Here is a 24,632-nt window from a genome sequence, read left to right as displayed (position 1 = left end):
ATGAGGGCATGAAGCAGGCGGTGCTGGGGGCCGGGCTCGCCTTCGCGGTGGGTCTGGTGCTGATCGCGGGCGGGTCCCATCTCGAACGCGGTGTGCCCACGTGGGTGCTGGCCGTGCCGTTGGCGTTCACCTGCGCGGGAGTTCTGGTGCGGCAGCGGGCTCCGCTGGCCTCTTTGGGGCTGGGGGTGGTCGGGATCGTGGTCGACGGGTTCGTGGGGCCGTCGCTGGGGACGGTTCTGGTCTTCACCGACAATCTCTACGCTGCTGCGCTCTATGGGCCGGCTCGGTTCGCCCGGGTGCTGCTCGGGGTCACTGGGGTGCTGGCGGTTGTGGCGGGGGCCGTGGCGGGGTTCCTGGCAGAGGATTGGCGGATGCTGGCCGTCATGGGGGTGCAGGCCGGGTTGGTGCTCATCACGCCTGTCATCACCGCGGTGGTGCTGCGGGAGCAGCGTGATCGGGCCGCGGCCGAGAGGGTGCGGGCCGAGCAGGTGGCTCATCTTGCGGAGCTGGACCGGCAGGCGGCCGTGGCCGCTGAGCGTACGCGGATGGCGCGCGAGTTGCATGACATGATCGCCAATCACTTCAGCGCCATCGCCATCCAGTCGACTGCCGCGCTCTCACGCAAGGACCTTGACCGGGAGACCGTGCGGAAGGTGATGGAGTCCGTACGGGAGAACAGCGTCAAGGGGATGGCCGAGATGCGGACCATGATCGGGCTGTTGCGGCGGGAAGGCGACGAGGGGGAGAACGAGGCAACGCGGCCTCGGCTGGCTGACGCGGAGACCCTGGTCGAACGGGTGCGGCGGGCAGGGATGACGGTGGAGGTCCGGGTCGAGGGGGAGGCTCGGGAGCTGCCCGCGGCCGTCGATCTCGCCGGGTATCGGATCTTGCAGGAGGCGTTGACCAATGCGCTCAAGCATGGAGGTTCGCCCGTGTCGGTTGCTGTCGTTCACGAGGGTGAGCGGGTCTGCCTGAGCGTCGAGAACGCCCTTGGGGCACGGGGGCGGCGAGTCGAGCTGCCGGGAGCCGGGGCGGGGCTCATCGGCATGCGGGAGCGGGCTTCGCTCGTCGGCGGGTTCTTCGATGCGGGAGAGGTGTGGGACGGGGAGCGGGTGAGTGGTGGCGAGGGGCGGTGGCGGGTCCTGGCGGTTCTTCCTACCGCTGTGGACGTGACTCGTTCGGGGATTTCCGATGGTGAAGCTGGGGCCGGGTTCCGGCTCGGTGATGGTGGTGCGGGGAGAGGGGTTCGGTTCGGGACGGGTGGTGGTGGTCCGGGTGGGTGAGTGGCACGGCAAGGTGAGGCGTTCTCAAGCTTGAGATGTGTGGCGGGTAGGCCCCCGGACGGCCGGTGGGTGACAGATGTAGTCGGCTTGGTGGAGGTGGCTGGTGACCATCAGGGTGCTGGTGGCTGACGATCATGCGGCGGTCCGGGCTGGGATCGTGCTGATCCTGGGTGGGGTGGATGACATCGAGGTCGTGGGAGAGGCCGGTGATGGCGAGCAGGCTGTGGCCATGGCTCGGGAGCTGCGGCCCGACGTGGTGTTGATGGATGTCCGGATGCCTCGGCTCGACGGGATCTCCGCCACCCGGGAGCTGGCCGGTGTTTGTGATGTGCTGATTCTTACGACGTTCGACGTCGATGAGTACGTGTTCGGGGCGTTGCGGGCCGGGGCGGCCGGGTTTTTGCTGAAGAACGCTGACGCTGAGGCTTTGATCGAGGCGGTCCGGGTGGTGGCGCGGGGGGATGGGCTGATTTCGCCGGGGGTTACGCGGAAGCTGATCGCTGCCTTCGCTGAGCAGATGTCGGTGCGTCGGGCGGTGGGGGAGGAATCGGCTGGGGCGGCTGGGTTGACGCCTCGGGAGAAGGAGGTGCTGGCTTGTATCGGGCGGGGGTTGTCCAACGCTGAGATCGCCAAGGAGCTGGACATGGCGGAGGCCACGACCAAGACGCATGTCAGCCGGGTGTTGAACAAGTTGGGGTTGAAGAGCCGGGTGCAGGCCGCGATCTATTACTCGGAGGGGTTGTAGGGCGTCGTTGGCGTTGAACGGGCGGTGAGGGGCTGCTCGACGGGCTGTTGCGAGGGCCTCGTGGGTGTGTGGTTGGTGTGGCGAAGGTCGTGTGCGGGGTTGTCGGTTGAGTTGTGGCGACGGCCTGTCGTGTGTGGTGTGGCGAGGGTCTTGTGCGCGGTGAGGTGAGGGTCTTTGTGCGGGCTGTCGGGTGCGGTATGACGAGGGCCCTGTGTGGGCTGTCGTGCGCGGGGTGGCTAGGGGACCGTGCGGTGTGCGGCCGGGTGTGGTGAGGTGTTGATCCGATGACAATTGCGGGTGTCTAGTCTGATCATGACTAGAGGGGTAGACCAAGCCAATGAGTACAACGCCACCACCTCCGCCGTCCGAGGAGCCTGACCAGGGATCAGGGGCAGGGGCGGTGCCGGAGGAGGGATCGGAGTCCCTGCCGCCGCCTCCGAGCGGCGAGCCGGTCATCATGCCGCCTCCCGGCGGGGAGCAGGTCCGTGTGCCGCCTCCGAGTGGCGAGCCGGTTGCCGTGCCGCCTCCGAGTGGGGAGCCGGAGATCATGCCGCCCCCGTCCGGGGTGCCGGGGCCGCTGGTGGCGCCGGATCCAGGTGCAGGGGCCGACTCTGGGGATCGGGGGCGTGGGCATGTCGGCCGGCCGTCGTTCCTGCCGCCGGACGCCGGGCCCGGGCAGCCCTCGGGCGAGGAATCGCCTCGTGGGCATGCCTTCCCATGGGAGTCGCCCTCCGGTCAGTCCTCTCAAGGCGAGCCGTCTTCCCAGGGTGGTCAGCCGTCATTCGGGGGTGCCGGGTCTCAGGGTGGTCAGCCGTCATACGGCGGTTCCGGGTCTCAGGGTGGTCAGCCGCCATTCGGGGGTGGCGGGTCTCAGGGTGGTCAGCCGTCATACGAGGCGCAGGGGCAGCCGCCGTACGGGGGCGTACCCCAGGGTGCCCCGCCCCAGGGACAGCCACCGTTCCAAGGACAGCCACCGTCCCACGGGCAGCCGCCGTACGCAGGCCAGCCCCACAGCCAGCACCCGCCGCCCCCCGCAGGCCCGCCATCGTACGGCCCCCCGCCGCACACCCACGCGGGCGGCTACGGCCCCCCGCCGCCCCCACCCCCGCCCCCGAGCACCAGCTCCACAGGCATGCTCGTCGGCATGCTCTTCGCCGGCCTGGGCATCTACAGCGCCCTCAACGCCGTGATCGGCTTCTTCATCTTCTTCGCCGCCATGGGCGCCAGCGGCAGCCCCACCCCCTACCTCGCCGCCGGCGCGGCGCTCCTGGCGCTCGTCGGGCTCGGAGCCGGCATCGGGCTGTGCTTCGTACGCAAACCATGGAGCAGGGGCCTGGGGCTGGGGCTCATGATCGGTTGGGCGCTGTGGTCGATCCTGTCCGCGGGGATCTGCACCGGTATCAACCCGAGCCTGTACGCCTGACCGCCATGCCCCTTCACGAAATCTTCGTCGGCCTCGGCGTGGCGGCGGCGGCCGTCGTCTTCGTACGGGAGGCCCGCAGGCGCGGAGCTCTCAATGAGCAGTCACTGGTAGCCGTCGCCGGCGCGCTGGTCGGCGGCGCGATCGGGATGCGGCTGGCGGGCTGGCTGGAGACGCTCCAGCTGGAGAGCCTGTGGCTGTACGGCTCGCGGAGCATCCTGGGCGGCCTGACCGGCGCCTACGTCGGGGTCCTGGTGGCCAAGCGGATCATCGGCTACAGGGAGCGGACCGGCGACCTGTTCGCCCCGGCGGTGGCGCTCGGCATGGCGGTGGGCAGGATCGGATGCCACCTGACGGAGGCGCCCGGCAGGCCGACCGATCTGCCCTGGGGCGTGCACGCCTCGCCCACGACCCCCGAATGCCCCGCCTGCCTGACGGGCCAGGCGATGCATCCGTCGTTCATCTACGAGATCATCTTCCAGCTCGCCGCCTTCGCCGCGCTCATCTGGGCGCGCGAGCGGCTGACCCGGCCGGGCGAGCTGTTCACGCTGTACGTCGCCGCGTACGCCGCCTTCCGCTTCCTCGTCGAGTTCACCCGGGCCAACGAGACGGTCTGGCTGGACCTGACCCGGCCCCAGTGGTTCCTGATCCCGGGCTTGCTGCTGCTCGCCGTCAGGCTCGCGTACGGCTGGCGGCGCGGCTACTACACCCCCCTGTTCAAGCGAGAGCGAAAGGTCATGACATGAGCGCAGGGATGGGCCTGCGGGGCGACCGCATCCTCAGGTACGTCAACGCGTTCTGCCCGAGCTGCCACGGCCGCGCCCTCGACAGGGTCGAGCGGTTGAGCGGCTATCTGGCCGAACGCGACGGCCGCGTGTGGCTGGAGCGCGGATGCCGCGAACACGGATTCATCCGCACCCTGTACGACGAGGACCCAGAAATCCTGAAATATCTGGAGGAGTGGACCGCCCCCACCAAGCAGCACGTCCCGGACACCGTCGGCAACTTCGCGCCGATCCCCTCCGCCTACCTCCAAGGCCTGCCCGAGCTCCAGACCCAGCACACCTGCATCCTCCTCGAGGACATCGCCGAGACCTGCAACCTGCGCTGCCCCACCTGCTTCGCCGGCAGCTCGCCCGACCTGACCGGCGTCGTCCCGGTCCCCGACGTCCTGTCCAACGTCGACCAGCGCCTGCGGCGGGAGAACGGCAAGCTCGACGTCCTCATGCTCAGCGGCGGCGAGCCCACCCTCCACCCCGAGCTGAAGACCCTCCTCGCCGAGCTGAGCGCCCGCCCGATCACCCGCATCCTGATCAACACCAACGGCGTCCTCATCGCCAGGGACGACTCCCTGCTCGACCTCCTCACCGAGCACAGGGACCGCGTCGAGGTCTACCTCCAGTACGACGGCACCTCGGCCGACGCGTCCAGGCACCACCGGGGCGGCGACCTGACCCGGGTCAAGGCCGAGGCCATCGAGCGCCTGTCCGAACGCGAGATCTTCACCACCCTCGTCATGACCGCCGCCCTCGGCGTGAACGACGGCGAGATCGGCGACGTCGTACGCCTCGCGCTCGACACCCCGTACGTCGGCGGCGTGTCCCTGCAACCCCAGTTCGGCTCCGGCCGGTCGGGCGCCATCGACCCGAACGACCGCCTCACCCACACCGGCGTGCTCAAGCGGCTCGGCCCGCAGACCGGCGGCCTGGTGACCTGGCGCGACCTGACCGCCCTGCCCTGCTCCCACCCCCACTGCTGCTCGGTCGGCTACCTCATCCGCGACGACGCCCGGCAGTGGCGCTCGCTCACCGCGCTGATCGGCCACGACCGGCTCAAGGAGAACCTCGGCCTGGTCTCCAACCGCATCGCCGACACCGAGCTGCCGAAGGAGCTGCGCCTGGCCGTACAGGAGTCGCTGCTCGGACTGCTCTCCGAGCAGTCGTCGCTGTCGCACCCGCAGGTCGGCGACCTGTGGCGGACCATCTGCGAGAACTGCGACCTCGGCGTCTCCACCCTGCTCGCCCTCGCGTCGTCGGCGCTGCCCGGGCGGCGCAGGAAGCTGCGCAGGATGCTCGGGGAGCGGGTCGTGCGGATCACGGTGAAACCGTTCATGGACATCTCCACGATGATCGAGGAGCGGCTCACGCAGTGCTGCGTGCACGTGGGCACCCGCGCCGAGCAGGACCAGTGCGCGCCGTTCTGCGCCGTGCAGGCGTGGCCTGAGCTGTCCGGGCAGCGGCTCTCGGCGGTGGCCCGGTGACACGGACACCCGCCAAGCAGCCGTACGACCCGCTCCGGTTGTGCGTGTACGCGACCGTGGCGCTGCTGGCGTGGCTGCTCGGGCCGTGGGCGGTGCTGGGGTTCGCGGCGCTGGGGTTCGCGGGGTACTGGAAGGCGCGGCGGGCGGGGCTGACCCGGAGCAAGTGCTTCCTCCGGGACACCCGGCTCGTGCTGGCCTACCTCGGCCTCATCGGGCTGGTCGCCCTGGTGGCGATCATCGTCTGATCGCCATCGGGTTGAGCACGGTGTACTCCTCGCCGCCGCCCCGCGTCCTGATCTCGCAGGCCCGGTCCGCGCAGTGCTGGTAGAACCGGGCGGCGGCGTCCCAGAAGAGCGTGGAGGAGTGCTGGATCCGGCCCACGTCGCCGCCCTCGACCCCCGGAGTCCGCTCGCCGACCCCGGCCAGCTCCCCGGTGGCGAGGTCGTACACGGCGGCGAGCGGCACGCCGGCCTTGTTCACGTCCGGTTCGTAGACGCGGAACAGGGCGTGCCGGTCGTCGAGCAGCCACCAGACGCCGTAACCCATCAGCATGCCCGGCAGGGTCCGCCGCCCTGATCCGTCCACTCGCTGCACGATCAGGCGGCCGTCCAGCATGCCCGTGCACCATTCGGCGCCGCACTGCCACCGGTCGGCGCCCAGGGGTACCGCCACGCCGGTGGAGCCGCCGGTCTCGAGGTTGACGATCCTGGTCACGTTGCCTGCGGCGTCCCACTCGTGGGCCCACGGCCAGGAGGCCAGGCGCAGCGTCGCGGCGCCGGGCAGCGGCTCCGGCGCGCCGCCTGCGAGCGGCAGCCGGTAAATGCCGCTCTGCTCGCCCGACCAGAGGAGGAAGCCGTCCGTGACCGCGAGCTCGTACACCTCGGCCGCGGCCCGGCCCACGCGCCTGGCCTCGCCACCATCCCTGGGCATGATCCACAGGTCGAACGCCGCCCCGGCCCACGCGATGTACCGGGTGCCCACCGCCACCGGCGCCGGATCCACCGGCGTCCGGCCGAGCACGCGCGTCCTGCCTGTCGCCGAGTCGTACACCTCGAACCGCTTGTCCCTGTACGTCAGCACTTCGGTCGCGCTCAGCCCGGTCAAGGGCAGCCTGTCCGCGGGCACCTTCATCACGGCCTCGGGCCACACCTCGGTGGCGGGAGCGATGCCGGCCGGGGAGATCGCGGGCTGCTCGCGGTCCGACATCACCACCACCGTGCCCCCCGTGCCACCCGCGAGCGCCACCAACGCCGCGGCCGCCAGTGCCACGCTCATCCGCTTCCTGGTACGCCGGGCGCGCCGCCGGCCGGCCACACCGCTCGCGAGATCCGCCGGCAGCCCGGCCTGCCCGGCCGCCGCCCGCAGGGTCAGTACGAGATCCTCTTCGCTTCTCATCGCAGCACCCGTGCCTCTCGGTTGATCCGGAGCTTGTCCAGGGCACGGGCCGCCTGGCTGCGCACGGTCCCCCGGGAGACGCCGAGGATGGCGGCGATCTCCTGGTCGGGCAGGTCCTCGTAGTACCGCAGCACGAGCACGGCCCGCTGCCTGCGGGGCAGCTCCTGGAGCTCGGCCCACAGGTCGGCGTCGCCGTAGCGGTCGGGCTCGCCGCGCTCGGGCACGGCGGCCACCAGGTCCTCCCGGTGCCGCCGCCGCCACGACCTGATGTGCAGCCGGACCATGGTCGTACGGACATACCCCTCAGGGTCGTGCTTCTGGCGCACCCGGGGCCAGGCGTCACCCAGCCGGGCCAGCGCCTCCTGGACGAGGTCGGCGGCGTCCTCGGAGTTGCCGGCCAGCACGTAGCCGTACCGGAGAAGCGCATCGCCCCGGGCCCGGACGAACTCGTCGAATTCCTCCACGAACCCAGGGAGCGTCTCGCACGGCCAGCTGTTGCACGGCCTATTCGGCGCGCACGTACAGGCTGAGGGTCTCGGCGACGCAGGCCGGCCGCTTCTCGCCCTCGATCTCGATCGTCATCTTCAGGCTGGACAGGTGGCCGGCGGGGGAGTTCTTGACGTCGATGAGCTCGCCCACGGCCCTGATCCGCGCGCCGACCGGGACCGGCGTGTGGAAGCGGACCTTGTTCAGGCCGAAGTTGACGCCCATCGCGATGCCCTCCACCTTGATCAGGGAGAACATGAACGACGGCAGCAACGACAACGTCAGGTACCCGTGGGCGATCGTGCCGCCGAACGGCCCCTCCTTGGCCCGCTCCACGTCCACGTGGATCCACTGATGGTCGTCGGTGGCGTCGGCGAAGGTGTTGACCTGCTCCTGAGTGACCGTGCGCCACTCGGTCGGGCCGAACTTCTCGCCGACGGCCGCCTTGAGTTCATCGATGTTCGCGAAGGTCCGCATGGCCCCGAACGCTATTGCGCGGACGGGACGGCTGCCAAGTTCAGCACCTCCCACGAGCCCTGCTTCTTGATCCAGTAGAGGATCGTGCTGGGCTCGCCCGCCGTGCCCAGGGCCAGCGTCCTGGCCTTGATCGTGGCCGTCGAACCGGTCGCGACGTCGTGGACGCCGTGCTTCAGCGGTACGAAGCGGTTGAGCAGCGGAGCCATCGACAGCGGCTTCGGATGGCCGAAAACACCGTCGATGTCACGCAGGTCGCTTCCGTTGATCCGCTGCAGGAAGCTGCCCCCGGCACCGCGGCCGAGGCACCAGTGCGGGCCACAGCGCACCCCCTTCGCCCCCGGCCTGCTGTCGACCTCGTGCGAGGTGATGAGGGTGAGGTCGACCAGCACTGTCTGGTTGCGGTCATCGAGGTCGGGCCCCGCGGGCGCGTCGCTCGCCCATGGCCATCGCAGCAGGTGCAGGCCGTCCGTGGCGGTGATGCGGTCGGGCGCGCCGCCGGCCAGGGGGACTCGCCAGACGCCGCCGCTCCTCTCCGACCAGATGATCTGGTCGCCGTTGACCGAGATCGCGTCGAGGTCGGAGCGGCTGCCGGTCAGCTCGGTGACCAGCCTGGCCTTGCCGCCCGCCAGCGGTGCCGTCCAGATCTCCCGTACGGACTTGCCGGCGGACACCTGCCAGACCACGTTCCTGCCGTCGGCGGCCAGGGACGGGATCACGAACTGCCGTGACCCGGGCAGTTCGGCGACCAGCCGGCTCTTCTCCGCCGCGGAGTCGTACACCTCCAGCCTGCCCCGGCCCTCCTTCCCCGGCATCCTGGCCAGGACCAGCACCTCCGTCGGGCTGATGCCGGTCATCGGGACGCGGCGCGCGCCGTCGGGCGCCTCCACGGGCAGCGTGAAGACGGCGCCCGGCCACAGCTCCTCCACGGGGGCCGACCGGGGAACGGGCGGTTCCGGGGCAGGGGTCGTGGCCATGTCGCCCCCGCCCTCGCGGGACAGGACGGCGCCCCTGATCCCCACGCTCAGCACCACCACGGCGGCCGCCGCCGCCAGCACGCGCACCCTCCGGCGGGTCCTGCGCCGCCTGCGCAGCGCCACGCCAGCCAGCAGATCGCCGCCGCCGTCGGGAGCGTGCTCGCCCGCCGTCCGCAGCGCGCCGATCAGCTCGTCCTCGCTCCTCATGCCCGCTCCCTGTTCCCCGGCGACTGACGTACCGACTGCTGTGCCGTGTGCCGTGCCGACTCGCGTGCCGACTCGCGTACCGACGGCTTGACGCGCAGCGCGTTGAGCGCGTGGAACGCCTGGCTGCGCACGGTTCCCCGGGAGATGCCGAGGATCTCGGCGATCTCCTTGTCGGAAAGGTCCTCGTAGTACCGCAGCACGAGGACGACCCGCTGCCTGCGCGGCAGCGTGGCCAGCTCCTTCCACAGCTCGCCGAACGTGTGCACGTCGGTGTACGAGCCCTCGGGCAGGTCGTCCGTCAGGTGCTCCCTGCGCCGCCTGCGCCACCAGCTGATGTGCTGCCTGGCCATGGTCGTGCGGACGTACGCCTCCGGGCTGTCCTTGTTGCGCACCCGTTTCCAGGAGTCGCTCAGCTTCAGCAGCGCCTCCTGGACCAGATCGGCCGCGTCGTCGGCGTTGCCGGTGAGCACATAGCCGTACCGGAGCAGGGCCGGGCCCCGCGCCCGTACGAAATCGTCGAACTCCACATCTCCTGGACGCACCGGGGGCTCCGGGCTGTTGCAAAGATCTTTACTCGAAACCATCGCATGAGTGTTCGAGTCCGCGCTACAGTTCTAGGTACGCAATCGAACAGAGGTTCGGCCTGGTGAGAGGGGGTGTGTCCGATGACGGTGCTCGCGCCCGCCCCTGCTCGGACACGCCGTAGCACTTTCTTCCCAAATCTAAGACGGCCGCTATATCCGGCAATAAAGTCCGAGAGCGTGGACCCTGTGCGAAACCCCTACGCTCCAGGCGCCGGGCAGCGCCCGCCGGAGCTCGCCGGGCGCGACCGCGAGCTGCAGCAGTTCGAGGTCGTGCTGGAGCGGGTGGCCCGCGGCCGTCCCGAGCGCAGCATGGTCGTGACCGGCCTGCGGGGAGTGGGCAAGACCGTCCTGCTCAACACGTTCAAGTCCATGGCCATGCAGCGGCTGTGGGGCACGGGCAAGATCGAGGCCCGGCCCGACCAGTCGATCAGGCGGCCGGTGGCCGCCGCCCTGCACATGGCCATCCGCGAGCTGGCGCCGCGGCACCGCGCGCCCGAGCGCATCGAGGAGTTCCTCGGCGTGCTCAAGGCGTTCGCGATGCGCGACCCGGCCGCGGCCAAGGGCACCTCCCACTGGTCGCCCGGGATCGAGGTGCCGGCCAGCCGCGGGCGCGCCGACTCGGGCGACCTGGAGATCGACCTCACCGAGCTGTTCGTCGACGCCGCGAGCGTGGCCACCGACCTGGCGGTGGGCATCGCCCTGTTCATCGACGAGATGCAGGACGTGCAGCCCGCCGACGTCTCCGCGCTCTGCGCCGCCTGTCACGAGCTGTCGCAGACGGGCGGGCCGCTGATCGTGGTGGGCGCCGGGCTGCCGCACCTGCCGAGCGTGCTGTCGGCCAGCAAGAGCTATTCCGAGCGGCTCTTCCGCTACGCGCGCATCGACAAGCTCGACCGGGAGGCGGCCGACCTCGCGCTGATCCTGCCCGCGCGCGAGGAGGAGGTGGAGTTCACCCAGGAGGCGCTCGACGCGCTCTACGAGGCGGCCGACGGTTACCCGTACTTCGTGCAGGCCTACGGCAAGGTCGCCTGGGATCTCGCCCCGCGCAGCCCGATCACGCTCGACGACGTCAAGGTCTCCGCGCCGGAGGCCGAGGAGGAGCTGGCGGTCGGGTTCTTCGGCAGCCGCTACGAGCGTGCCACCCCGGCCGAGCGCGACTACATGCACGCCATGGCGCAGATCGGTGACGAGCCGGTGCCGACCTCCGAGGTGGCCGACGCGCTCGGGCGCAAGCCGTCCAGCCTCTCGCCCGCCCGCGACAGCCTGATCAAGAAGGGTCTCATCTACAGCGCCGAGCGCGGCCTGATCGCGTTCACGGTGCCGCACTTCGGGAAGTTCCTGCGCGCTCAGCCGGTCTGAGCGACGCCCCTAGACCTCTATTGGGCTGTCTAGTGGGGAAGCTAGACAGCCCAATAGAGCTATATCGCCACGCCTGTCGAGGGTTGTATATGGCTCTATAGCGTCAGGCCGATACTGCCGTATATTCCGGCAGAGGCGTGCTGCCCTCCGCGCTGACCACGGCCATCCGCACCGCCGGGCGCCGCCCGGTCAGGTAGACGGCGAAGACGACGTCGTCATCGTCGTGGTTGCGGAAGGCGAAGAAACGCCAGCACAGCTCGCGCCAGCTGTCGTGCGGCTCGGCCGAGGCCAGCTCGCCCTGGTGCGCCCGCCACGTGCCGCTGGACCTGAGCCGCGACAGGACGACCGACTCGGCGGGGCCGCGGCGCTGCTCGCAGGGGGCGCGGTACCGTACGCGGTCGATCAGCTCCTCGATCTCGGGCGACAGCGCCGCGAGCACCGCCACCCCCGCCACGAGCAGCCACGACGGCGCGAGCGCCGCCTCCCAGCCCGGCACCGGCGCCCACACCGCCACCGCCGCCATCCCGGTCAGCGCCACCGTCCTGCCGATCGAGCGCAGCCCGACCGGCGCCGAGCTCACCTCGCCGAAGCAGCCGCACCCTGCGTCGGGCCGCCGCCTGCGCAGCTCCAGCAGCACGTACGTGGACAGCGCGAAGAACGCGACCGTGCCCCACCGGAACAGCGGATGCGTCGTGAGCAGCAGCCCCGCGGCCAGCGCCAGCTCACCCGCCGCGCACACGAGCAGCGCCGGGGCCTGGATGCGCTCGGGCACCAGCACCGCCGGCCCCAGCCTGGCCAGCGCACCCGGCTCGCGCCCGGAGCCGACGGTGACCACCTTCGCCGCCGTGCCCAGGCCGAGCATGGCGATCAGGAGCGGGAGCTGCGATTCGAGCACGAGCCTCACCCCAATCCGATCTGCGCGTTGAAGCATCCCTTGACCAGCTCGCCGCCGAGCTCCACGTAGGAGGACGGCGACAACTCCGCGATCCGGCCGCGCGGCGAGGTGTCGCACTCCACGCACCGGTCGCAGAACCGCCCCGCCACACACCCGCACGCGACCACGGGCACGTTCGCGGACCGGTTCGAGCACACGTTCCTGACCTGCAGCAATGACCCCACCGAGAGGTACGGCAGGCCCGCGCACGACACACCCGCCTGGGCGCAGCCGGTGTCGGCACGTTCCAGCATGGGGTAGGCCGCGCCCCGCTCTTCCTCGTCGAACGTGTCCGACCAGGTGGCCGTGCCGGCGATGCGCGCCTGCTTGTAGACCGGGGACGGGGGCGGCACGGAACGCGCCGGATACGGCGGCTGCGAGGTGGCGGGCAGCAGGGCCAGGCTCGCCCCGTCGCGTCTGACGCCGATCGCGTCGAAGAGGTAGCCGGGCTCGAACTTGGGATGGCGCACCTGCAGCCGGCCCGACGAGCGGTAGGGGACGACGACCGTACGGTGGCCGCGGTGCGGCCCGCAGTCGAGCTCGACCGTCAGATCCCTGCGGCCCTGGATGGATAGGATCGTCCCGGTGATCCGGGTGGTGTCGGCCCAGATCCGCTCGATCACGCGGCCGTCGCGCAGCGCGCGCATCAGCACCATGGCGCCGATGGGCAGGCCGGCGGGGGCGACCTCGGCACCGTGCCAGGCGGTGGCCCAGGGGGCGATCACCAGCCGCTCCTCGGCGCCCGCGGGGGTCTCGATGGTGATCAGGTGCGGGCTGACGTCCAGCACCTCGCCCACCACGGCGCGCAGCGGCTCGCCGTCGCCCGGATCGGGGCCGGGAACGCCGCTCTCGCGCCCGAGCGCGGCCGCGGCGAGCACCCGGCGGCGCTCAACGCTCGGATACCCCATCCGCCCTCCCTCGCTCGGGTACTAGATTCACATGACTTGGGGGCGGCTCACACCGTAGTGGCCCAGAACAGAGCAAAATACGCATCCCCGGGGAAGTGCCTTCACCTACGGCGGCGTACAAACCACCACCGACCTTGACGGACCTTTATCCTCGGCGGGCCGAAACCTGAATTGCGGTTCAGGCCCAATAGGGCATCAGGCTGCGATTCTGGCCACGATGCAGACCACCAGCTGGGAAGACGAGTTCCGCGAGTACGTCATGGCCCGCGGCCCCGCGCTGCTGCGCGCGGCCCATCAGCTCACCGGGCATCCGCTGGACGCGGAGGATCTGTTGCAGAGCGCGCTGACCAAGACGTACCAGGCCTGGGAGCGGATCGAGGACCGGGGTGCCCTGGACGGCTACGTGCGGCGGGCCATGGTGAACATCAACATCTCGCAGTGGCGGCGGCGCAAGCTGGAGGAGTACCCGTCGGACGAGCTGCCCGAGCCGGTGACCTGCGACCCGGTCACGTCGTCGGAGATCCACGAGGCGCTCGAACAGGCCCTGCGGGAGCTCCCGGAGCGCATGCGGGCCGCGATCGTGCTGCGCTACTACGAGGACATGACCGAGCCGGAGATCGCCAAGAAGCTCGGGATCAGCGTCGGCACGGTCAAGAGCACGGTGTCGCGCGCGATGGCCAAGCTCAGGGCCGCGCTGGCACTTCCCTCTCAGTAGGGCACGAGCCTTCCGCCGCGGAACCGGCGCCGGCGGTGGCGCACGGGCGCACGACGTCCCTGATCTTGCGCAGGCTCTTGAGGAACGTCTCCAGCTCGTCGGAGCCCAGCAGCCCGGTGAAGCACTCCTCGATGTCGCGCAGGTGATCGGGCAGCACCGACTCCAGCCGCTCCCGGCCCGCGTCGGTGAGGGCCGCGTACGAGGCCCGCCGGTCGCTGGCACACGACTCGCGCCTGACCAGCCCCTCGCGTTCGAGCCGGTCGACGACCCGGGTCACGCCGCTCGTGGACAACTGGGTCTGCGCGGCGAGATCGCTCATCCGCAGCCGCTGGTGCGGGGAACGTGCCAAACGGATGACGGTCTCGAAGTCGATCTCCGACAACCCCGCGGCGTTCAGGACCGGCTGGAACCGGCTCATCAACCCGGAGTGGACCTCGGTCAGCAGTCCGATCGCCGTCAGCCGGGAGTCGTCGAAGTTCGTCACGCTCATACCTTAGCCGACGTTAGTTGACGTGCGGAATATTCCTCATGTAGAAAGTTGTTGCCGCAGACATCCACGCAACAGCTACTCTCCGAGGAGAACCCCGATGACCACCCGCACCTGGGAGTCCCTGACCATCCCCGCCGCCGGCACGTACAACCTCGACGTCGCCCACACCACCATCGGCTTCGTCGTCAAGCACATGATGGTCAGCAAGGTCCGCGGCCACTTCGGCGCCTTCAGCGGCTCCGTCACGATCGCAGAGAACCCGCTCGAGTCCGGCGCCGAGCTCTCGATCCAGGCCGACAGCATCTCGACCGGTGTGCCCGACCGCGACGGCCACCTGCGCAGCGACGACTTCCTGTCCGCCGAGAAGTTCCCGCAGATCACCTTCAAGAGCACCCGCGTCGTCGGTCACTCCGGTGACGAGTTCGTCGTCGCCGGCAACCTGACCATCCGCGACGTCACCAAGGAGGTCGAGCTCGCGGTCGAGTACGGCGGCGTGGGCACGAACCCCTGGGGCCAGGAGGTCTGGGGCTTCTCGATCAAGACGGAGATCGACCGCGAGGAGTTCGGCCTGACCTGGAACCAGGCACTGGAGACCGGTGGGGTGCTCGTGGGCAAGAAGATCAAGATTGAGATCGAGGGCGAGGCCAACCCGGCCGCCTGATGCCCGTCGCGGTAGGTTATCCACAGGCCCGAAGCCCGTCCCAGCTCTGGGCGGGCTTCGTCCACAGGGGGTTACCCACAGGCTGTTGATAACTCTTGGTGAAGACTGCCGCGGTTATCGCTTTGCCGCCTCGCCAGAAGGCCGGTACGCTGTGCTGAGCCGCGGTGGCTCCTGGAGGATTCGCCTAGTCAGGTCTATGGCGCCGCACTGCTAATGCGGTTTGGGTTTACCGCCCATCCGGGGTTCAAATCCCCGATCCTCCGCACGTGAGAGGCCCTCTCCCCGAGTTCGGGGGGAGGGCCTTTCGATCTTCCCCGGGCGTCGTAGTCGTAGTGCTGATTGCAGCGGCTACGGGGATCTCCTGTGTGCCACGTCAGGCAACGTTTGCCCTGTCGCTACCGGAACCTCGGGGCGATGTCCCCCGTCGATATGTCCGCGCGTTCAGGAACGCGGCCAGCGCGACCCCGGGCCGTCGTTCCGTCGCGAGGGAGCGGTCAACGTGCCAGGATAAATCACGTCAAGCCGTAACTCGCATGGGCCGGTATCGCAGGGCGACCGCCCCCGACCGGAACTCACGGCGGTCCACGGGCTCGAGCTGGATGCGCTCGCGCAGACCGGCGAGCAACGTCGGCCCGTGTCCGGCAAGGATCGGCTGCACAAGGAACTCGTACTCGTCGATCAGCCCCAGATCTGCCAACGCCAGGGGGAGCGTCACGCCACCCACCCACAGGCCCTCGCCTGACTCCTGCTTGAGCCGCTGAACCGCTTGTCCCAAGTCGCCTCGCACCAGCTCGGCATTCCAATCGACCCCGATCAGCGTGCTCGACACGACGTACTTCTTCGCCCGGTCGATGGTTTCGGCGAACGGGATCTGCCACTCATCCATCCAGTCAGGCCACGTGTCCGTGGCCGGCTTCCGCCACGCCGACTCCATCATCTCGTAGGTCACCCGGCCGAATAGCAGGGCATCGGCTCGCTCCATCTCAGCGGTCCAGTAACGCATCGACTCCTCGTCCGGGGGGAGCCCTGCCTCGTGATGGCAGCAGCCGTCGAGCGTGACGTTGATCGAGTATCGAAGTGGTCTCATCTCGTTGCTCTCCCTTGATGCGCGCAGCGCGTTTTCACCGGACGTCTACTTAGACGACTGTCGGCGCCATTTCTCATCGGCGCCCGATCCCACCTGCTCAACACCGTCGCGATGCACTACCCCACTGGAAGAAGCCGTCGGGCTCTGGCCACATGGCAAGGGAATGCTCTTCTGGGGAGTCCTCTCTCCACTCTCGGTAGTAGTCCATCTCTTGAGGCATCTGAGCACACGCCTCTTTGCTGAGGAGGCGCATGTCGTGGATGCCGAGCCAGCGAGCGAACCGACAGCTGCCGTAGCGCTCGATGAAGGCGACGTAGTCGTCCGGAAGCCGGATCCCGATATCCGCGAAGAGCTCATCCCATGCGCGAGTACCGAAGCGCGGCGACGACGGCGGAGGGACCAGAGCAACGAGCTGATCCAGAGTCGCGGAGTTGTATGCCACGGCCCCGACGCTAGTGGTAGCGACAGACAAACCCACGCCTCCAGCGAGAGCCTCCGGCTCCGGGAAGCCGGACGCGGACCTTGAGGTCCTGGAGGAGCGTCGACCCGCCTGAAGGGGGGAAGCGGGCCAGGGCCGCGGAGTCAAGGTGGAGCGCCCCGACGGCAGACAGGATGTGAGGTGAGCAGGGAGTGTCTCGGAGGGCGTGATCCATGTGATTACTGACCACCTTCAGTGACTCGGGTGTAGCCGAGGGCCTTCTGGACGACGCGGGTGTGGACGCCCTGCGCTCGCGAGGGTTGCGGTGGTGCGGCGGGTGTCGCGTGCGTCGGCCTGCTTGGGGGGCCTCCCGCTGCCCTCCTGTCCTCGGTGCGTTCGATCGGGCCGTCGAGGTACGCCTCCGCCCGGCGACGTGCCTCGACGGCAACGCCGGAAGGCGGTGTTAGCGCGTACCGAAAATCTGTCATCGCCGTAGTAGACATTCGCGTTCGATGGCGCTAGTGTTTGTGACATCGCAAGGAACGGATCCACCGGGCAGCAGCAACACCAGCACCACGACGAACTGCCCGCAGCAGAATGAAGTCAGTAGTTGGTCGGCAGAAGGTCGGACGTGAAGGGCCAGCGTAGTGGTAAGGGGCCCAGATCGTGGACGCGCTGCTGAAGGTTGAGTTGGACAGTGGTCCGGAAGAGAAAGATGAAGGGAGTGTTGACGCCATCGGGATCGCCCGTTGCCGGCTGAGTTTCGCCGCTCGGGTACCGCAGTTCCACGGGATTGGAAGGTGGTCTACGGTCACGCATCCGCGATCCGCGCATCACCGCCGCTCAGTACGGCGGATGCGGTAAACAGTAAGCCGGCCGATTGGCCGGTAGATGGTGTTGAACTCTTCGGGGCCCCGGCGCAACAGGCGCCGGGGCCCCCTGTGCGCGTGTTCGGGAAAGGAATGCATGGATCAACGTCGCTCGGCTGCCGAGGGTGACACGCTGGCTCGCGGCAGGATTACGGAAACAATGGCCGAACGTACGGCCGAAGACCGGTTCGACGATGAGGACTACCCCGCTTACAGCATGGGTGCGGCCGCCGAGATGCTCGGCGTCACCCCCACGTTCCTGCGAGCTCTCGGCGCCGCCCATCTGATCGAGCCGAAACGCTCCAGCGGCGGCCACCGCCGCTACTCCCGCTACCAGTTGCGTCTGGCCGCGCGTGCCCGGGAACTCGTCGATCAGGGCACTCCCGTGGAAGCCGCCTGCCGGATCATCATCTTGGAAGACCAGCTCGCCGAGGCGCTGCGCATCAACGCCGAATACGAACGTGAGCGCGCGGCTAGGGACTGACACCGCCGGCCTGGTCTCCGACTTTGTGGGCCAGGCCACACCGCTCACCCGGGCACACGGCGACAGGTTCGATCCGCAGAACGCGTGAAGTGCCGGCCAGCGCGCCTTGCACGTCGTCGATTTCAGCGGGACAGCCCTTGGACCGTCCGCCGGCGGACACCCTTGACCTGGAGCGCACTCGAGCTTCTAGCGTCGGTGGCACGGTGGAACGCCGCCCTCGTCGGGGCCGGCGGCCACACGGCTCCGCAGCGGGCCGACGTCCAGGAGGTGCCTCGCAGCGCCTCCCGCTGCTCATCCAGCTTCTGACGCCATCGACGACAGGAGAATTCGCATGAAGACCGTACAGCTCGGCCGCACCGGCGAACAGGTCAGCCAGCTCGCCCTCGGGTGCATGATCATGGGCACCGTCACACCAGAAGACGAGGCCGTCACGATGCTGGACCGGTACGTGGAGGCCGGCGGCAACTTCCTGGACACCGCCGACTGCTACTGCTGGTGGGAGAACCAGGGCAGTTACGGAGGGGAGAGCGAGGAGCTGATCGGCCGCTGGCTGGCCAGGTCCGGACGGCGGGAGGACGTGTTCCTGGCCACGAAGGGCAGCGCCGTCGTACGGGACCTGGACCTGGTCTGGGCCGACGGCCGGCCCGACTGGGGCGCCGCGTACCGGAACTTCGTCGGGGCCGGGGCGAAGACGTTGCGGGATGCGATCGACGGGAGCCTGCGGCGGCTCGGCACCGACCACGTCGACCTGTACTACGTGCACGTCGACGATCGCGCCACGCCCCTGGAGGAGACGCTGGAGGCGCTCGCCGGCATCGTCGAGGCGGGGAAGGCGCGCTACATCGGCTGGTCCAACGTGCGGACCTGGCGGCTGGAGCGGATCCGGCAGTTGTGCGCCCAGCACGGCTGGCCGGCGCCGGTCGCGCTCCAGCAGCAGCACTCCTACCTGCGGCGCCGCGCCGGGCTCCGGCACCTGTCCATCGTGGACGACGAGCAGCTCGACTACCTGGAGACGCACGACGACCTGACCCTCGTGGCGTACTCCCCGATCCTCAAGGGCATCTACGACGACCCGGCCAAGCGCAAGGGTCACGGGGCGATGGGGGCGTACGAGGGGCCGGATGCCGAGGCCCGGCTGGCCGCGCTCGCAGAGGTGGCCGCCGAGGTCGGCGTGACGCCGAACGCGCTGGTCCTCGCGTGGCTGATGCACCAGGCCTCGCCGGCGATCGTGCCGCTGATCGGGCCGCGCACGCTCCAGCAGTACGAGGCGGCGCTGCCGGCGCTGGACGTCAAGCTCACGGGCGAACAGCTCGGCCGCCTCGACGCCGCCGGTGCCTGACGCCGGGTCATGGGGCGATCGCAGGGAGTGATCGATATAGTGCCGGGAGCATGCGGATGGCGCGGTTCTCGGTGCTCGGCCTGGCGCTCGCGGCGGGGGCCGTCGATGCGCTGAGCTTTCTGGCGCTCGGCGAGGTGTTCACCGCGAACATGACGGGGAACGTCGTTCTGCTCGGTCTGGCGGTGGGCTACGGGCGTACGGCGCACGTGATGGGGTCCGGGCTGGCATTCGCCGGGTTCTGCGCCGGGCTGGCGGCGGGCTTCCTTCTGGTCGGACGGAGGGCTGCCGGCGGCGCGGTGCGGGGCCCGGCCGCCACGCTGGGCCTGGAGCTGGTGCTGCTCGCCGGGATCGCCGTGGGGTGGGCGGAGCAGGTGCCGCGTCCCGCGCTCGTGGCGGGGTCGGCGGTGGCGATGGGGTTGCAGAGTGCGGTCACGCGCTGGGCCGGTGGGTCGGGGTTGTCCACGACGTACGTGACGGGCACGGTGACGGGGCTGGCGGGGCAGGTGCTCGCCTTGCGGAGCCCCGGGAGCGGTCAGGACAAGGGCGGTGGGGTGGGGCGGCCGCTCGGGGTGGTGCTGGCGCTTGCGGCGGGTGCGGTGATCGCGGCCCTGGCCTTGCGGCTGTACGAGCCCGCGGCGCCGTTGATCGCTCCGGTCGCCGTGGCGGTGGCGGCGGGTTGGTGGGCCTGGTCCGCGAGACGCGGCCGGTGAGATCCCGGGCGGGGGTTCATGGGGCGCGGGGGCGGCTGGATCGGGTATCGGCCACGGAGGGGGCCCGGCCCCTGGCGCAGGAGGAGCCGGGCCCGCGAGGCGCTACTGCTGCAGCACCGACAGGATGTTCCCCGACGGGTCGGTGAACCAGGCGATCGGCGGGCCGTCGCCCCTGGCGACGCCGCGCTCGTCCTGCTCCATCCCGTCGTAACGCTCGAACCGCACGCCCCGCGCCGCCAGCTCGTCGACCGCCTGGTCGATGTCCTCGACGGGGAAGTTGAGGACGGTGTAGGTGGCCGGCGCGTGAGCGGCTCCCTTGGGGTAGACGAGCACGTCGCTCCCGAGGTGCAGGGTCAGCATCCCGTGCTCCTCCGAGACGCGGACGCCCAGCGTCTCGCCGTAGAACTTCTTCGCGGCCTGGACGTCGTTCACCGAGAATCCGCTGAACGCCTTGCCGGTGTCGAGCATCGTCACATCCCCTGCCGGTGTTCCTCGCTGAGCTGAATGATCTGTACGTAGTTGCCGTCCGGGTCGATCGCGGTGGCGAACAGGCTGCCGTCGCGGTCCTCGAGCTCGGCCAGCCACTGCGTGCCCGCTCGTTCCATCCGGGTGGCGACGGCGCGGGCGTCTTCGACGTCGAAGTTCAGGATGACCCTTCCGGGCTCCGGATTCTTGTCCGACACGTCCGTCCGCGTGTCGATGAACAGGAAGAACTCCCCGAACTTGAGCACCCGGTACCCGTTGACGTCGCTCGTCTCGCCCGGGTCGAGCGCGGCGGCGTACCAGGTGCTCAGGCGCTCGGGGTCGGTGCTGGACAGCAGCAGGCTGCCGAGTACGGGTCGCTTCATCGCGAGTTCCTTTCTCTTTTCCTCGATGTGCAGACCGAGCCGGCGGCCGGAAGTCATCGGTGCGGGACAAGAGAGTTCGGAGCGGGACGAAAAAAGAGCGCGGCGCGCCCGGGGAAGGACGCGCCGCGCGGTATCGAGAGCCGGCTAGCCGGTGGTGAGTGTGAGGCCGTATGCACCCAAGGCCTCGTTGACCGGCTGGTGGTACGTCGTGCCGCCGATGCTGCAGTTGCCGGAGCCGCCGGAGGTCATGCCCTGGGCCTGGTTGCCCGAGATGAACGAGCCGCCGGAGTCGCCGGGCTGCGCGCACGCGCTGGTACGGGTCAGGCCGGTGACGGTGCCCTGCGCGTACCTGACGGTGGCGTTGTGCTGCTGGATGGTGCCGCAGCGCCAGCCGGTGGTCGAGCCGGAGCGGCAGATGGACGCGCCGACGGAGGCCTGGGTGGAGCCTCGTACGGTCACGTTCGCGCCGCCGGAGCCGCGCACGTAAGGCGTCGGCGTGTTACCGGGGGCGGCCACCCAGGCGTAGTCGTTGCCCGGGAAGGACGAGCCCTGGAAGGTGCCGGTCGGGTTGGTCGTCCTGGAGCCGGCCCGGCCGCAGTGCCCGGCGGTGACGAAGCCGGGGGTGCTGCCGCGCGTGACGGAGAAGCCGATGCTGCAGCGGCTGGAGCCGATGTAGTACGCGGCGCCGCCGATGATGTTGATGAACGTCGTCGGCCGCTCGGCCGTCGCCGACACGACGACCGCGTTCCTGTCCACGCCCGCCGCGGCGACGAGGGCCTCGGCGGCCTCGACCGTGGGAGCCTGGACGGAGACGGTGTTGGCCTTGACGTCGACGAACCAGAGCGAGGCCGCGGCCGAGACCCGCCTGGGGGCCCGGTCGAGCTGCTGCATGATGCCGTTGAGCTGGGTCAGCGAACGCTGGACCACGACGGGCTGAGCGCCCTGCGCCTCGATGGTCGGTGCGGCCGCCGGGTCCGTGGTGGCGACCATGAGCTTGGAGGCGTCGTCGTTCAGCCAGGCGCCGCCGAACGTGTCACCCAGTGCGGGGGTGAGGCTCGCCTCGGCGGCGGCGGCGCGCTCCTCGTTGGCCAGGCGAGTGATGACCTGCGCCTCGGAGAGGCCCAGGTCGCGTTCGAGCGCGTCGATCATGGAGGGGGGTGCGGTGGGAGGCGCGGCGGCTTGTGGCGCCGTGTCGGCTGCTGCCGTGCTGAGGGGGGTGGCCAGGCAGACGGCGAGGATGGCGCCGCCTACCAGCGCACAGCGTTTACTCAACATGTGCACTCCTCGGGTGGGGGTGCTGTCAAGCTAACGGTTGCTTCGGTCCCTGTTAGATACCAAACGGGCACTATTTCGGTGTTATGGACCCTTTACGGCCTCCGACTTGAATATGAAATTTTCAGCCTTTAAGGCGCAGGCGCTGATGGGTGGGTAAGGTGCCGTGGCTGGAGGTGTTCTCTGTGCGTAATGGTGTTCGTCATCTGCTCGGCGCCGGCGCAGGACTGCTGGCCACACCGCTGATCGCGGCCGGCCTTCTCTACTTCGCCGGCGGCCGGGCCCTGGCCGCCTGGATCGCGGTCGCCGCGCTCGGCGCCACGATGGTCCTGGTCGGTGTCCTGGCCGGGTCGCGGATCTCGCCGATCGGATCGCTGGTGCCCGGGCTGGCGCTGGCCGTCGTGGCGGGGCTGGCGTACGTGCCGGGGGTTCCGGTGGCGGGCCTGGTGCCCGCCGAGTACGCCGAGCCGTACGCGAGGCTGGCCGGGACCTGGGCCCTGCCCCTGGCCTGCGTGCTGCTGGCCGCCTCGGTGTTCCCCGCGCGCTGGCGGGGCGCCACGCGTCCGGAGCCGCCGGCTGAGCCCGAGGAGGAGGTCGTCCCCGAGCCGCCGCCGCTCCCCAAGCGCATCCCGTCACGCTACTGACCGGCGCGCCCGGGTGGTCGCCAGGGCGATGACCAGGTACGGCAGCGCCAGCAGGGCGAACGTCGCCCCGTGCGACACCTGGGACGACGCCGTCCCGTACGCGGTGTAGACCCCGAGCGTCACCACGTTCGTCCCCAGGCCGGCCACCGAGGTCATGGTGGCGCGCGCCGGGCCGGTGATGCGCTCCTGCAGCCGCACGTCCGCCAGCACCTGGGCGAGCTGGAACGCCCCGACGGCCGGCGCGATCGCCACGAACCCGGCGGGGTGCCCGCTGAGCGCGCCCGCGGCCATGGCCAGCGCCGCCAGCCCGAGCAGCGCGGCGTACCCGCGGGACCGCAGGCGCTCGGCCGGGCCCGCCAGCAGGCCGCCGGCCGTGGCGCCCACCCAGACCAGGAGGATCAGCAGCGGGATCGTGGCCTTGGCCACGCCCGTCTCCGCCCCCAGGTACGGGACGTACTCCTCCAGCGCGCCCCAGATCGCCGTCACGAACGCGACCAGCAGCATCGCGCGCAGCACGCCCCGATCCGCCCGGGCCAGGCCGATCCCCTCACGCAGGGTCGCCAGGTAGCCCAGGCCCCCGGCGGCGGCCGGCGTGCGGTGATCGGGGAGGGTCAGCGCCGTGGCCGCGCACAGGACGCAGGCCAGCACGCTGGCCGCGGCGACGGCGGGATAACCGCCGGCCGCCAGCACCGGCGAGGCCAGGCCGATGGCCGACGCGCTGCCGGCCAGGCCGAGGGCGGTCGCGCGGCCCATGACGGCCGCGTACCTGCCGGAGTGGCCGCGCCGCTCCAGCTCCTCGTAGGCGAGCGCCTCGTACGCGCCGGAGATCAGTGCCTCCCCGGCGCCCCACAGCACGAACCCGGCCGCGAACACCCAGTAGGAGGGGAACATCACCCAGAGGGCGAAGCCCAGGCCGCTCAGCAGCGGGCCGAGGAACAGCAGCAGCCGCCGGGAGACCGTGTCGGCCCAGGCGCCCGAGGGGACCTCCAGCACCATGCCCGTCACCGACCAGATGACGAACAGGGAGGAGACCTCGGCGACGGAGATCCCGGTGTCGGTGAACAGCAGGGCGTACACCGGGTAGATCAGGATGAATTCGCTGAGGAACGCGTAGACGTACAGCGATACGACAAGCATGAGGCCTTCCAGGGGGACGAGTGGGGACTCCGAGTGCTTGCCGTCATCTCGGAGGCCCGCGCGCCCCGCGCCGGCCCCTGGTTATGGATCAATGTCGCCAGGTCATGTGAGCGAGTCTAGACGTTGACGTCCCCGATGCGCTCGCGGAAATTCCGGCGCTCCAGCGCCTGGAGCGTGGCCGTCATGAGCTGCTCCAGCGGCACGGGCAGCTCGGCGTCCAGCTCGCGCACGGCCCGCTCCGTGGCCGCCCACTCGGCCTCGATGAGGGGGAGCGCGGCGCGGGCCCGGTCGGTGAGGTGGACGATGCGGTGGCGGGCGTCGGTGCCCTTCTCCAGGGTGACGAAGCCGCTGCGGCGCATCTGGACCACCGTCTGGCTGGCGGCGGAGTGGGTCACGCCGATCTCCTTGGCCAGGTCGCGGATGGCGAGCGGGCCCCGCGCCACCAGCGTGCGCACGACGGGGGAGTAGCGGGGCCGGTAGTCGGGCAGGCCGTGCTCGGCGTAGATGCCGGCGACGGCGCCGTCCATCAGCTCGTGCACGTGCCGCATCAGCGTGCCAAGGGCGATCACGACACCAAAGTAACAGTGCTGTCGGACTCCTCGTCTGGGAGCGGGATCCACTTGTGGGACCACTTCACCAGCTCGTCCAGCACGGGGCGCAGCTCCTGGCCCATCTCGGTCAGGTGGTACTCGACCCGCACCGGCGAGGTGGCCAGCACCCGCCGCTCGACCAGGCCGGCGGACTCCAGCTCGCGCAGGCGCCTGGCCAGCATCGTGTCGTTGATGCCGGGGATGGCCGCCTTGACGTCGGCGTAACGGTGGGCGCCCTTGAAGATCATGTGGATCACGGCTCCGCTCCAGCGGGCGCCGATGAGCTCTAAGGCGATGTGGAAGCGGGTGCAGACCTGGTCAAGGCTCATGCCTCAC

30 protein-coding genes and 1 tRNA gene are annotated in these 24,632 nt (G+C 70.1%); 14 read left to right on the top strand and 17 right to left on the bottom strand.

The annotated features are described in order from the left end of the window. The first annotated feature begins 8 nt into the window (after positions 1-8). Complete coding sequence (locus ACBJ32_RS36915; RefSeq protein ID WP_375130688.1) at positions 9-1,283, top strand: sensor histidine kinase; 1,275 nt, start codon at positions 9-11, stop codon at positions 1,281-1,283. A 103-nt stretch (positions 1,284-1,386) separates the two neighbouring features. After that, positions 1,387-2,028: a response regulator gene (locus ACBJ32_RS36910; protein WP_375130687.1), complete on the top strand. Its 642-nt coding sequence runs from the start codon at positions 1,387-1,389 to the stop codon at positions 2,026-2,028. 886 nt (positions 2,029-2,914) lie between these two features. Here ACBJ32_RS36910 and ACBJ32_RS36905 read toward each other — a convergent pair. Then, positions 2,915-3,049: a hypothetical protein gene (locus tag ACBJ32_RS36905; RefSeq protein ID WP_375130686.1), complete on the bottom strand. Its 135-nt coding sequence runs from the start codon at positions 3,047-3,049 to the stop codon at positions 2,915-2,917. 123 nt (positions 3,050-3,172) lie between these two features. Between ACBJ32_RS36905 and ACBJ32_RS36900 the strand changes: the two genes are divergently transcribed. The 4 genes from ACBJ32_RS36900 to ACBJ32_RS36885 are packed head-to-tail and all read left to right on the top strand — an operon-like array spanning position 3,173 to position 5,953. Next, positions 3,173-3,451 (top strand): hypothetical protein, encoded by a 279-nt coding sequence (locus ACBJ32_RS36900; protein WP_357874704.1) that lies wholly within the window; start codon positions 3,173-3,175, stop codon positions 3,449-3,451. Between the two features lie 5 nt (positions 3,452-3,456). Then, positions 3,457-4,194 (top strand): prolipoprotein diacylglyceryl transferase, encoded by a 738-nt coding sequence (locus tag ACBJ32_RS36895; RefSeq protein WP_375130685.1) that lies wholly within the window; start codon positions 3,457-3,459, stop codon positions 4,192-4,194. Next, the gene (locus tag ACBJ32_RS36890) at positions 4,191-5,708 is read left to right on the top strand and encodes a radical SAM protein (protein WP_375130684.1); all 1,518 of its coding nucleotides are present in this window, start codon (positions 4,191-4,193) and stop codon (positions 5,706-5,708) included. Before ACBJ32_RS36895 ends, ACBJ32_RS36890 begins: the two co-directional genes overlap by 4 nt. Then, a complete protein-coding gene (locus ACBJ32_RS36885) occupies positions 5,705-5,953 on the top strand; it encodes a hypothetical protein (protein ID WP_375130683.1) in 249 nt (82 codons plus the stop codon). The genes ACBJ32_RS36890 and ACBJ32_RS36885 overlap by 4 nt, the downstream gene beginning before the upstream one ends. Here ACBJ32_RS36885 and ACBJ32_RS36880 read toward each other — a convergent pair. Genes ACBJ32_RS36880 through ACBJ32_RS36860 form a run of 5 tightly spaced genes read right to left on the bottom strand, consistent with a single transcriptional unit; the run spans position 5,943 to position 9,774 of the window. Next, positions 5,943-7,103 carry a hypothetical protein gene (locus tag ACBJ32_RS36880; RefSeq protein ID WP_375130682.1) on the bottom strand — a complete coding sequence of 387 codons (1,161 nt, stop codon included), beginning with the start codon at positions 7,101-7,103 and terminating at the stop codon, positions 5,943-5,945. The two genes, ACBJ32_RS36885 and ACBJ32_RS36880, sit on opposite strands and share 11 nt — an antisense overlap. After that, the gene (locus tag ACBJ32_RS36875; protein WP_375130681.1) at positions 7,100-7,567 is read right to left on the bottom strand and encodes a SigE family RNA polymerase sigma factor; all 468 of its coding nucleotides are present in this window, start codon (positions 7,565-7,567) and stop codon (positions 7,100-7,102) included. The genes ACBJ32_RS36880 and ACBJ32_RS36875 overlap by 4 nt, the downstream gene beginning before the upstream one ends. 40 nt (positions 7,568-7,607) lie before the next feature. Continuing rightward, on the bottom strand, positions 7,608-8,066 hold the full coding sequence (locus ACBJ32_RS36870) for a MaoC family dehydratase (RefSeq protein WP_357874718.1): 459 nt from the start codon (positions 8,064-8,066) through the stop codon (positions 7,608-7,610). 11 nt (positions 8,067-8,077) lie between these two features. Continuing rightward, a complete protein-coding gene (locus ACBJ32_RS36865) occupies positions 8,078-9,247 on the bottom strand; it encodes a TolB family protein (RefSeq protein WP_375130680.1) in 1,170 nt (389 codons plus the stop codon). Continuing rightward, positions 9,244-9,774 carry a SigE family RNA polymerase sigma factor gene (locus ACBJ32_RS36860; RefSeq protein WP_375130679.1) on the bottom strand — a complete coding sequence of 177 codons (531 nt, stop codon included), beginning with the start codon at positions 9,772-9,774 and terminating at the stop codon, positions 9,244-9,246. The genes ACBJ32_RS36865 and ACBJ32_RS36860 overlap by 4 nt, the downstream gene beginning before the upstream one ends. Positions 9,775-10,008: 234 nt before the next feature. On the opposite strand from ACBJ32_RS36860, the gene ACBJ32_RS36855 reads away from it, so the two are divergent. Next, entirely contained in the window at positions 10,009-11,190 is a 1,182-nt protein-coding gene (locus tag ACBJ32_RS36855) for an AAA family ATPase (protein ID WP_375130678.1), read from the top strand. A 103-nt stretch (positions 11,191-11,293) separates the two neighbouring features. Here the strand turns inward: ACBJ32_RS36855 and ACBJ32_RS36850 are convergent, their stop codons facing one another. Both ACBJ32_RS36850 and ACBJ32_RS36845 read right to left on the bottom strand, forming a co-directional pair. Further along, complete coding sequence (locus ACBJ32_RS36850) at positions 11,294-12,085, bottom strand: MauE/DoxX family redox-associated membrane protein (RefSeq protein WP_375130677.1); 792 nt, start codon at positions 12,083-12,085, stop codon at positions 11,294-11,296. A gap of 5 nt (positions 12,086-12,090) precedes the next feature. Further along, on the bottom strand, positions 12,091-13,032 hold the full coding sequence (locus ACBJ32_RS36845; protein WP_375130676.1) for a hypothetical protein: 942 nt from the start codon (positions 13,030-13,032) through the stop codon (positions 12,091-12,093). Between the two features lie 217 nt (positions 13,033-13,249). On the opposite strand from ACBJ32_RS36845, the gene ACBJ32_RS36840 reads away from it, so the two are divergent. Continuing rightward, positions 13,250-13,747, top strand: a complete 498-nt coding sequence (locus ACBJ32_RS36840) for a SigE family RNA polymerase sigma factor (protein ID WP_375130675.1) — start codon at positions 13,250-13,252, stop codon at positions 13,745-13,747. Here the strand turns inward: ACBJ32_RS36840 and ACBJ32_RS36835 are convergent. Further along, positions 13,716-14,237 (bottom strand): MarR family transcriptional regulator, encoded by a 522-nt coding sequence (locus ACBJ32_RS36835; protein ID WP_357874738.1) that lies wholly within the window; start codon positions 14,235-14,237, stop codon positions 13,716-13,718. The genes ACBJ32_RS36840 and ACBJ32_RS36835 overlap by 32 nt on opposite strands. 97 nt (positions 14,238-14,334) lie before the next feature. Between ACBJ32_RS36835 and ACBJ32_RS36830 the strand changes: the two genes are divergently transcribed. Then, positions 14,335-14,898 carry a YceI family protein gene (locus ACBJ32_RS36830; protein ID WP_357874740.1) on the top strand — a complete coding sequence of 188 codons (564 nt, stop codon included), beginning with the start codon at positions 14,335-14,337 and terminating at the stop codon, positions 14,896-14,898. Between the two features lie 173 nt (positions 14,899-15,071). Further along, positions 15,072-15,161, top strand: a tRNA-Ser gene (locus tag ACBJ32_RS36825). Positions 15,162-15,415: 254 nt separating this feature from the next. Here ACBJ32_RS36825 and ACBJ32_RS36820 read toward each other — a convergent pair. Together ACBJ32_RS36820 and ACBJ32_RS36815 are read right to left on the bottom strand one after the other, a co-directional pair. Next, entirely contained in the window at positions 15,416-15,985 is a 570-nt protein-coding gene (locus ACBJ32_RS36820; RefSeq protein ID WP_375130674.1) for a dihydrofolate reductase family protein, read from the bottom strand. Between the two features lie 97 nt (positions 15,986-16,082). Then, entirely contained in the window at positions 16,083-16,427 is a 345-nt protein-coding gene (locus ACBJ32_RS36815; protein ID WP_375130673.1) for a hypothetical protein, read from the bottom strand. A 1,005-nt stretch (positions 16,428-17,432) separates the two neighbouring features. On the opposite strand from ACBJ32_RS36815, the gene ACBJ32_RS36810 reads away from it, so the two are divergent. From ACBJ32_RS36810 to ACBJ32_RS36800, 3 genes are all read left to right on the top strand, one after another. After that, positions 17,433-17,756 carry a helix-turn-helix domain-containing protein gene (locus ACBJ32_RS36810; protein ID WP_375131010.1) on the top strand — a complete coding sequence of 108 codons (324 nt, stop codon included), beginning with the start codon at positions 17,433-17,435 and terminating at the stop codon, positions 17,754-17,756. Positions 17,757-18,087: 331 nt separating this feature from the next. Continuing rightward, positions 18,088-19,095 carry an aldo/keto reductase gene (locus tag ACBJ32_RS36805; RefSeq protein ID WP_375130672.1) on the top strand — a complete coding sequence of 336 codons (1,008 nt, stop codon included), beginning with the start codon at positions 18,088-18,090 and terminating at the stop codon, positions 19,093-19,095. A gap of 56 nt (positions 19,096-19,151) precedes the next feature. Next, complete coding sequence (locus ACBJ32_RS36800) at positions 19,152-19,805, top strand: YoaK family protein (protein WP_375130671.1); 654 nt, start codon at positions 19,152-19,154, stop codon at positions 19,803-19,805. A 102-nt stretch (positions 19,806-19,907) separates the two neighbouring features. Here the strand turns inward: ACBJ32_RS36800 and ACBJ32_RS36795 are convergent, their stop codons facing one another. From ACBJ32_RS36795 to ACBJ32_RS36785, 3 genes are all read right to left on the bottom strand, one after another. Further along, a complete protein-coding gene (locus tag ACBJ32_RS36795; RefSeq protein WP_375131009.1) occupies positions 19,908-20,273 on the bottom strand; it encodes a VOC family protein in 366 nt (121 codons plus the stop codon). A 2-nt stretch (positions 20,274-20,275) separates the two neighbouring features. Then, on the bottom strand, positions 20,276-20,653 hold the full coding sequence (locus ACBJ32_RS36790; protein WP_357874757.1) for a VOC family protein: 378 nt from the start codon (positions 20,651-20,653) through the stop codon (positions 20,276-20,278). A gap of 144 nt (positions 20,654-20,797) precedes the next feature. Beyond that, on the bottom strand, positions 20,798-21,928 hold the full coding sequence (locus tag ACBJ32_RS36785) for a S1 family peptidase (RefSeq protein ID WP_375130670.1): 1,131 nt from the start codon (positions 21,926-21,928) through the stop codon (positions 20,798-20,800). Between the two features lie 182 nt (positions 21,929-22,110). Here ACBJ32_RS36785 and ACBJ32_RS36780 point away from each other — a divergent pair, with 182 nt between their 5' ends. Then, the gene (locus ACBJ32_RS36780) at positions 22,111-22,569 is read left to right on the top strand and encodes a hypothetical protein (RefSeq protein WP_375130669.1); all 459 of its coding nucleotides are present in this window, start codon (positions 22,111-22,113) and stop codon (positions 22,567-22,569) included. Here the strand turns inward: ACBJ32_RS36780 and ACBJ32_RS36775 are convergent. The 3 genes from ACBJ32_RS36775 to ACBJ32_RS36765 form a co-directional block, all read right to left on the bottom strand. Then, the gene (locus ACBJ32_RS36775; protein ID WP_375130668.1) at positions 22,558-23,706 is read right to left on the bottom strand and encodes an MFS transporter; all 1,149 of its coding nucleotides are present in this window, start codon (positions 23,704-23,706) and stop codon (positions 22,558-22,560) included. The genes ACBJ32_RS36780 and ACBJ32_RS36775 overlap by 12 nt on opposite strands. 116 nt (positions 23,707-23,822) lie before the next feature. Beyond that, a complete protein-coding gene (locus ACBJ32_RS36770; RefSeq protein ID WP_357874769.1) occupies positions 23,823-24,275 on the bottom strand; it encodes a MarR family transcriptional regulator in 453 nt (150 codons plus the stop codon). Further along, a complete protein-coding gene (locus ACBJ32_RS36765) occupies positions 24,272-24,625 on the bottom strand; it encodes a winged helix-turn-helix transcriptional regulator (protein WP_375130667.1) in 354 nt (117 codons plus the stop codon). Before ACBJ32_RS36765 ends, ACBJ32_RS36770 begins: the two co-directional genes overlap by 4 nt. Positions 24,626-24,632: the final 7 nt, after the last annotated feature.

The sequence above is a fragment of the Nonomuraea sp. GTA35 genome (assembly GCF_041950525.1).
In the GTDB taxonomy this organism is placed as follows: Bacteria; Actinomycetota; Actinomycetes; order Streptosporangiales; family Streptosporangiaceae; genus Nonomuraea.
This window is presented reverse-complemented; position numbering and strand designations above follow the sequence as displayed.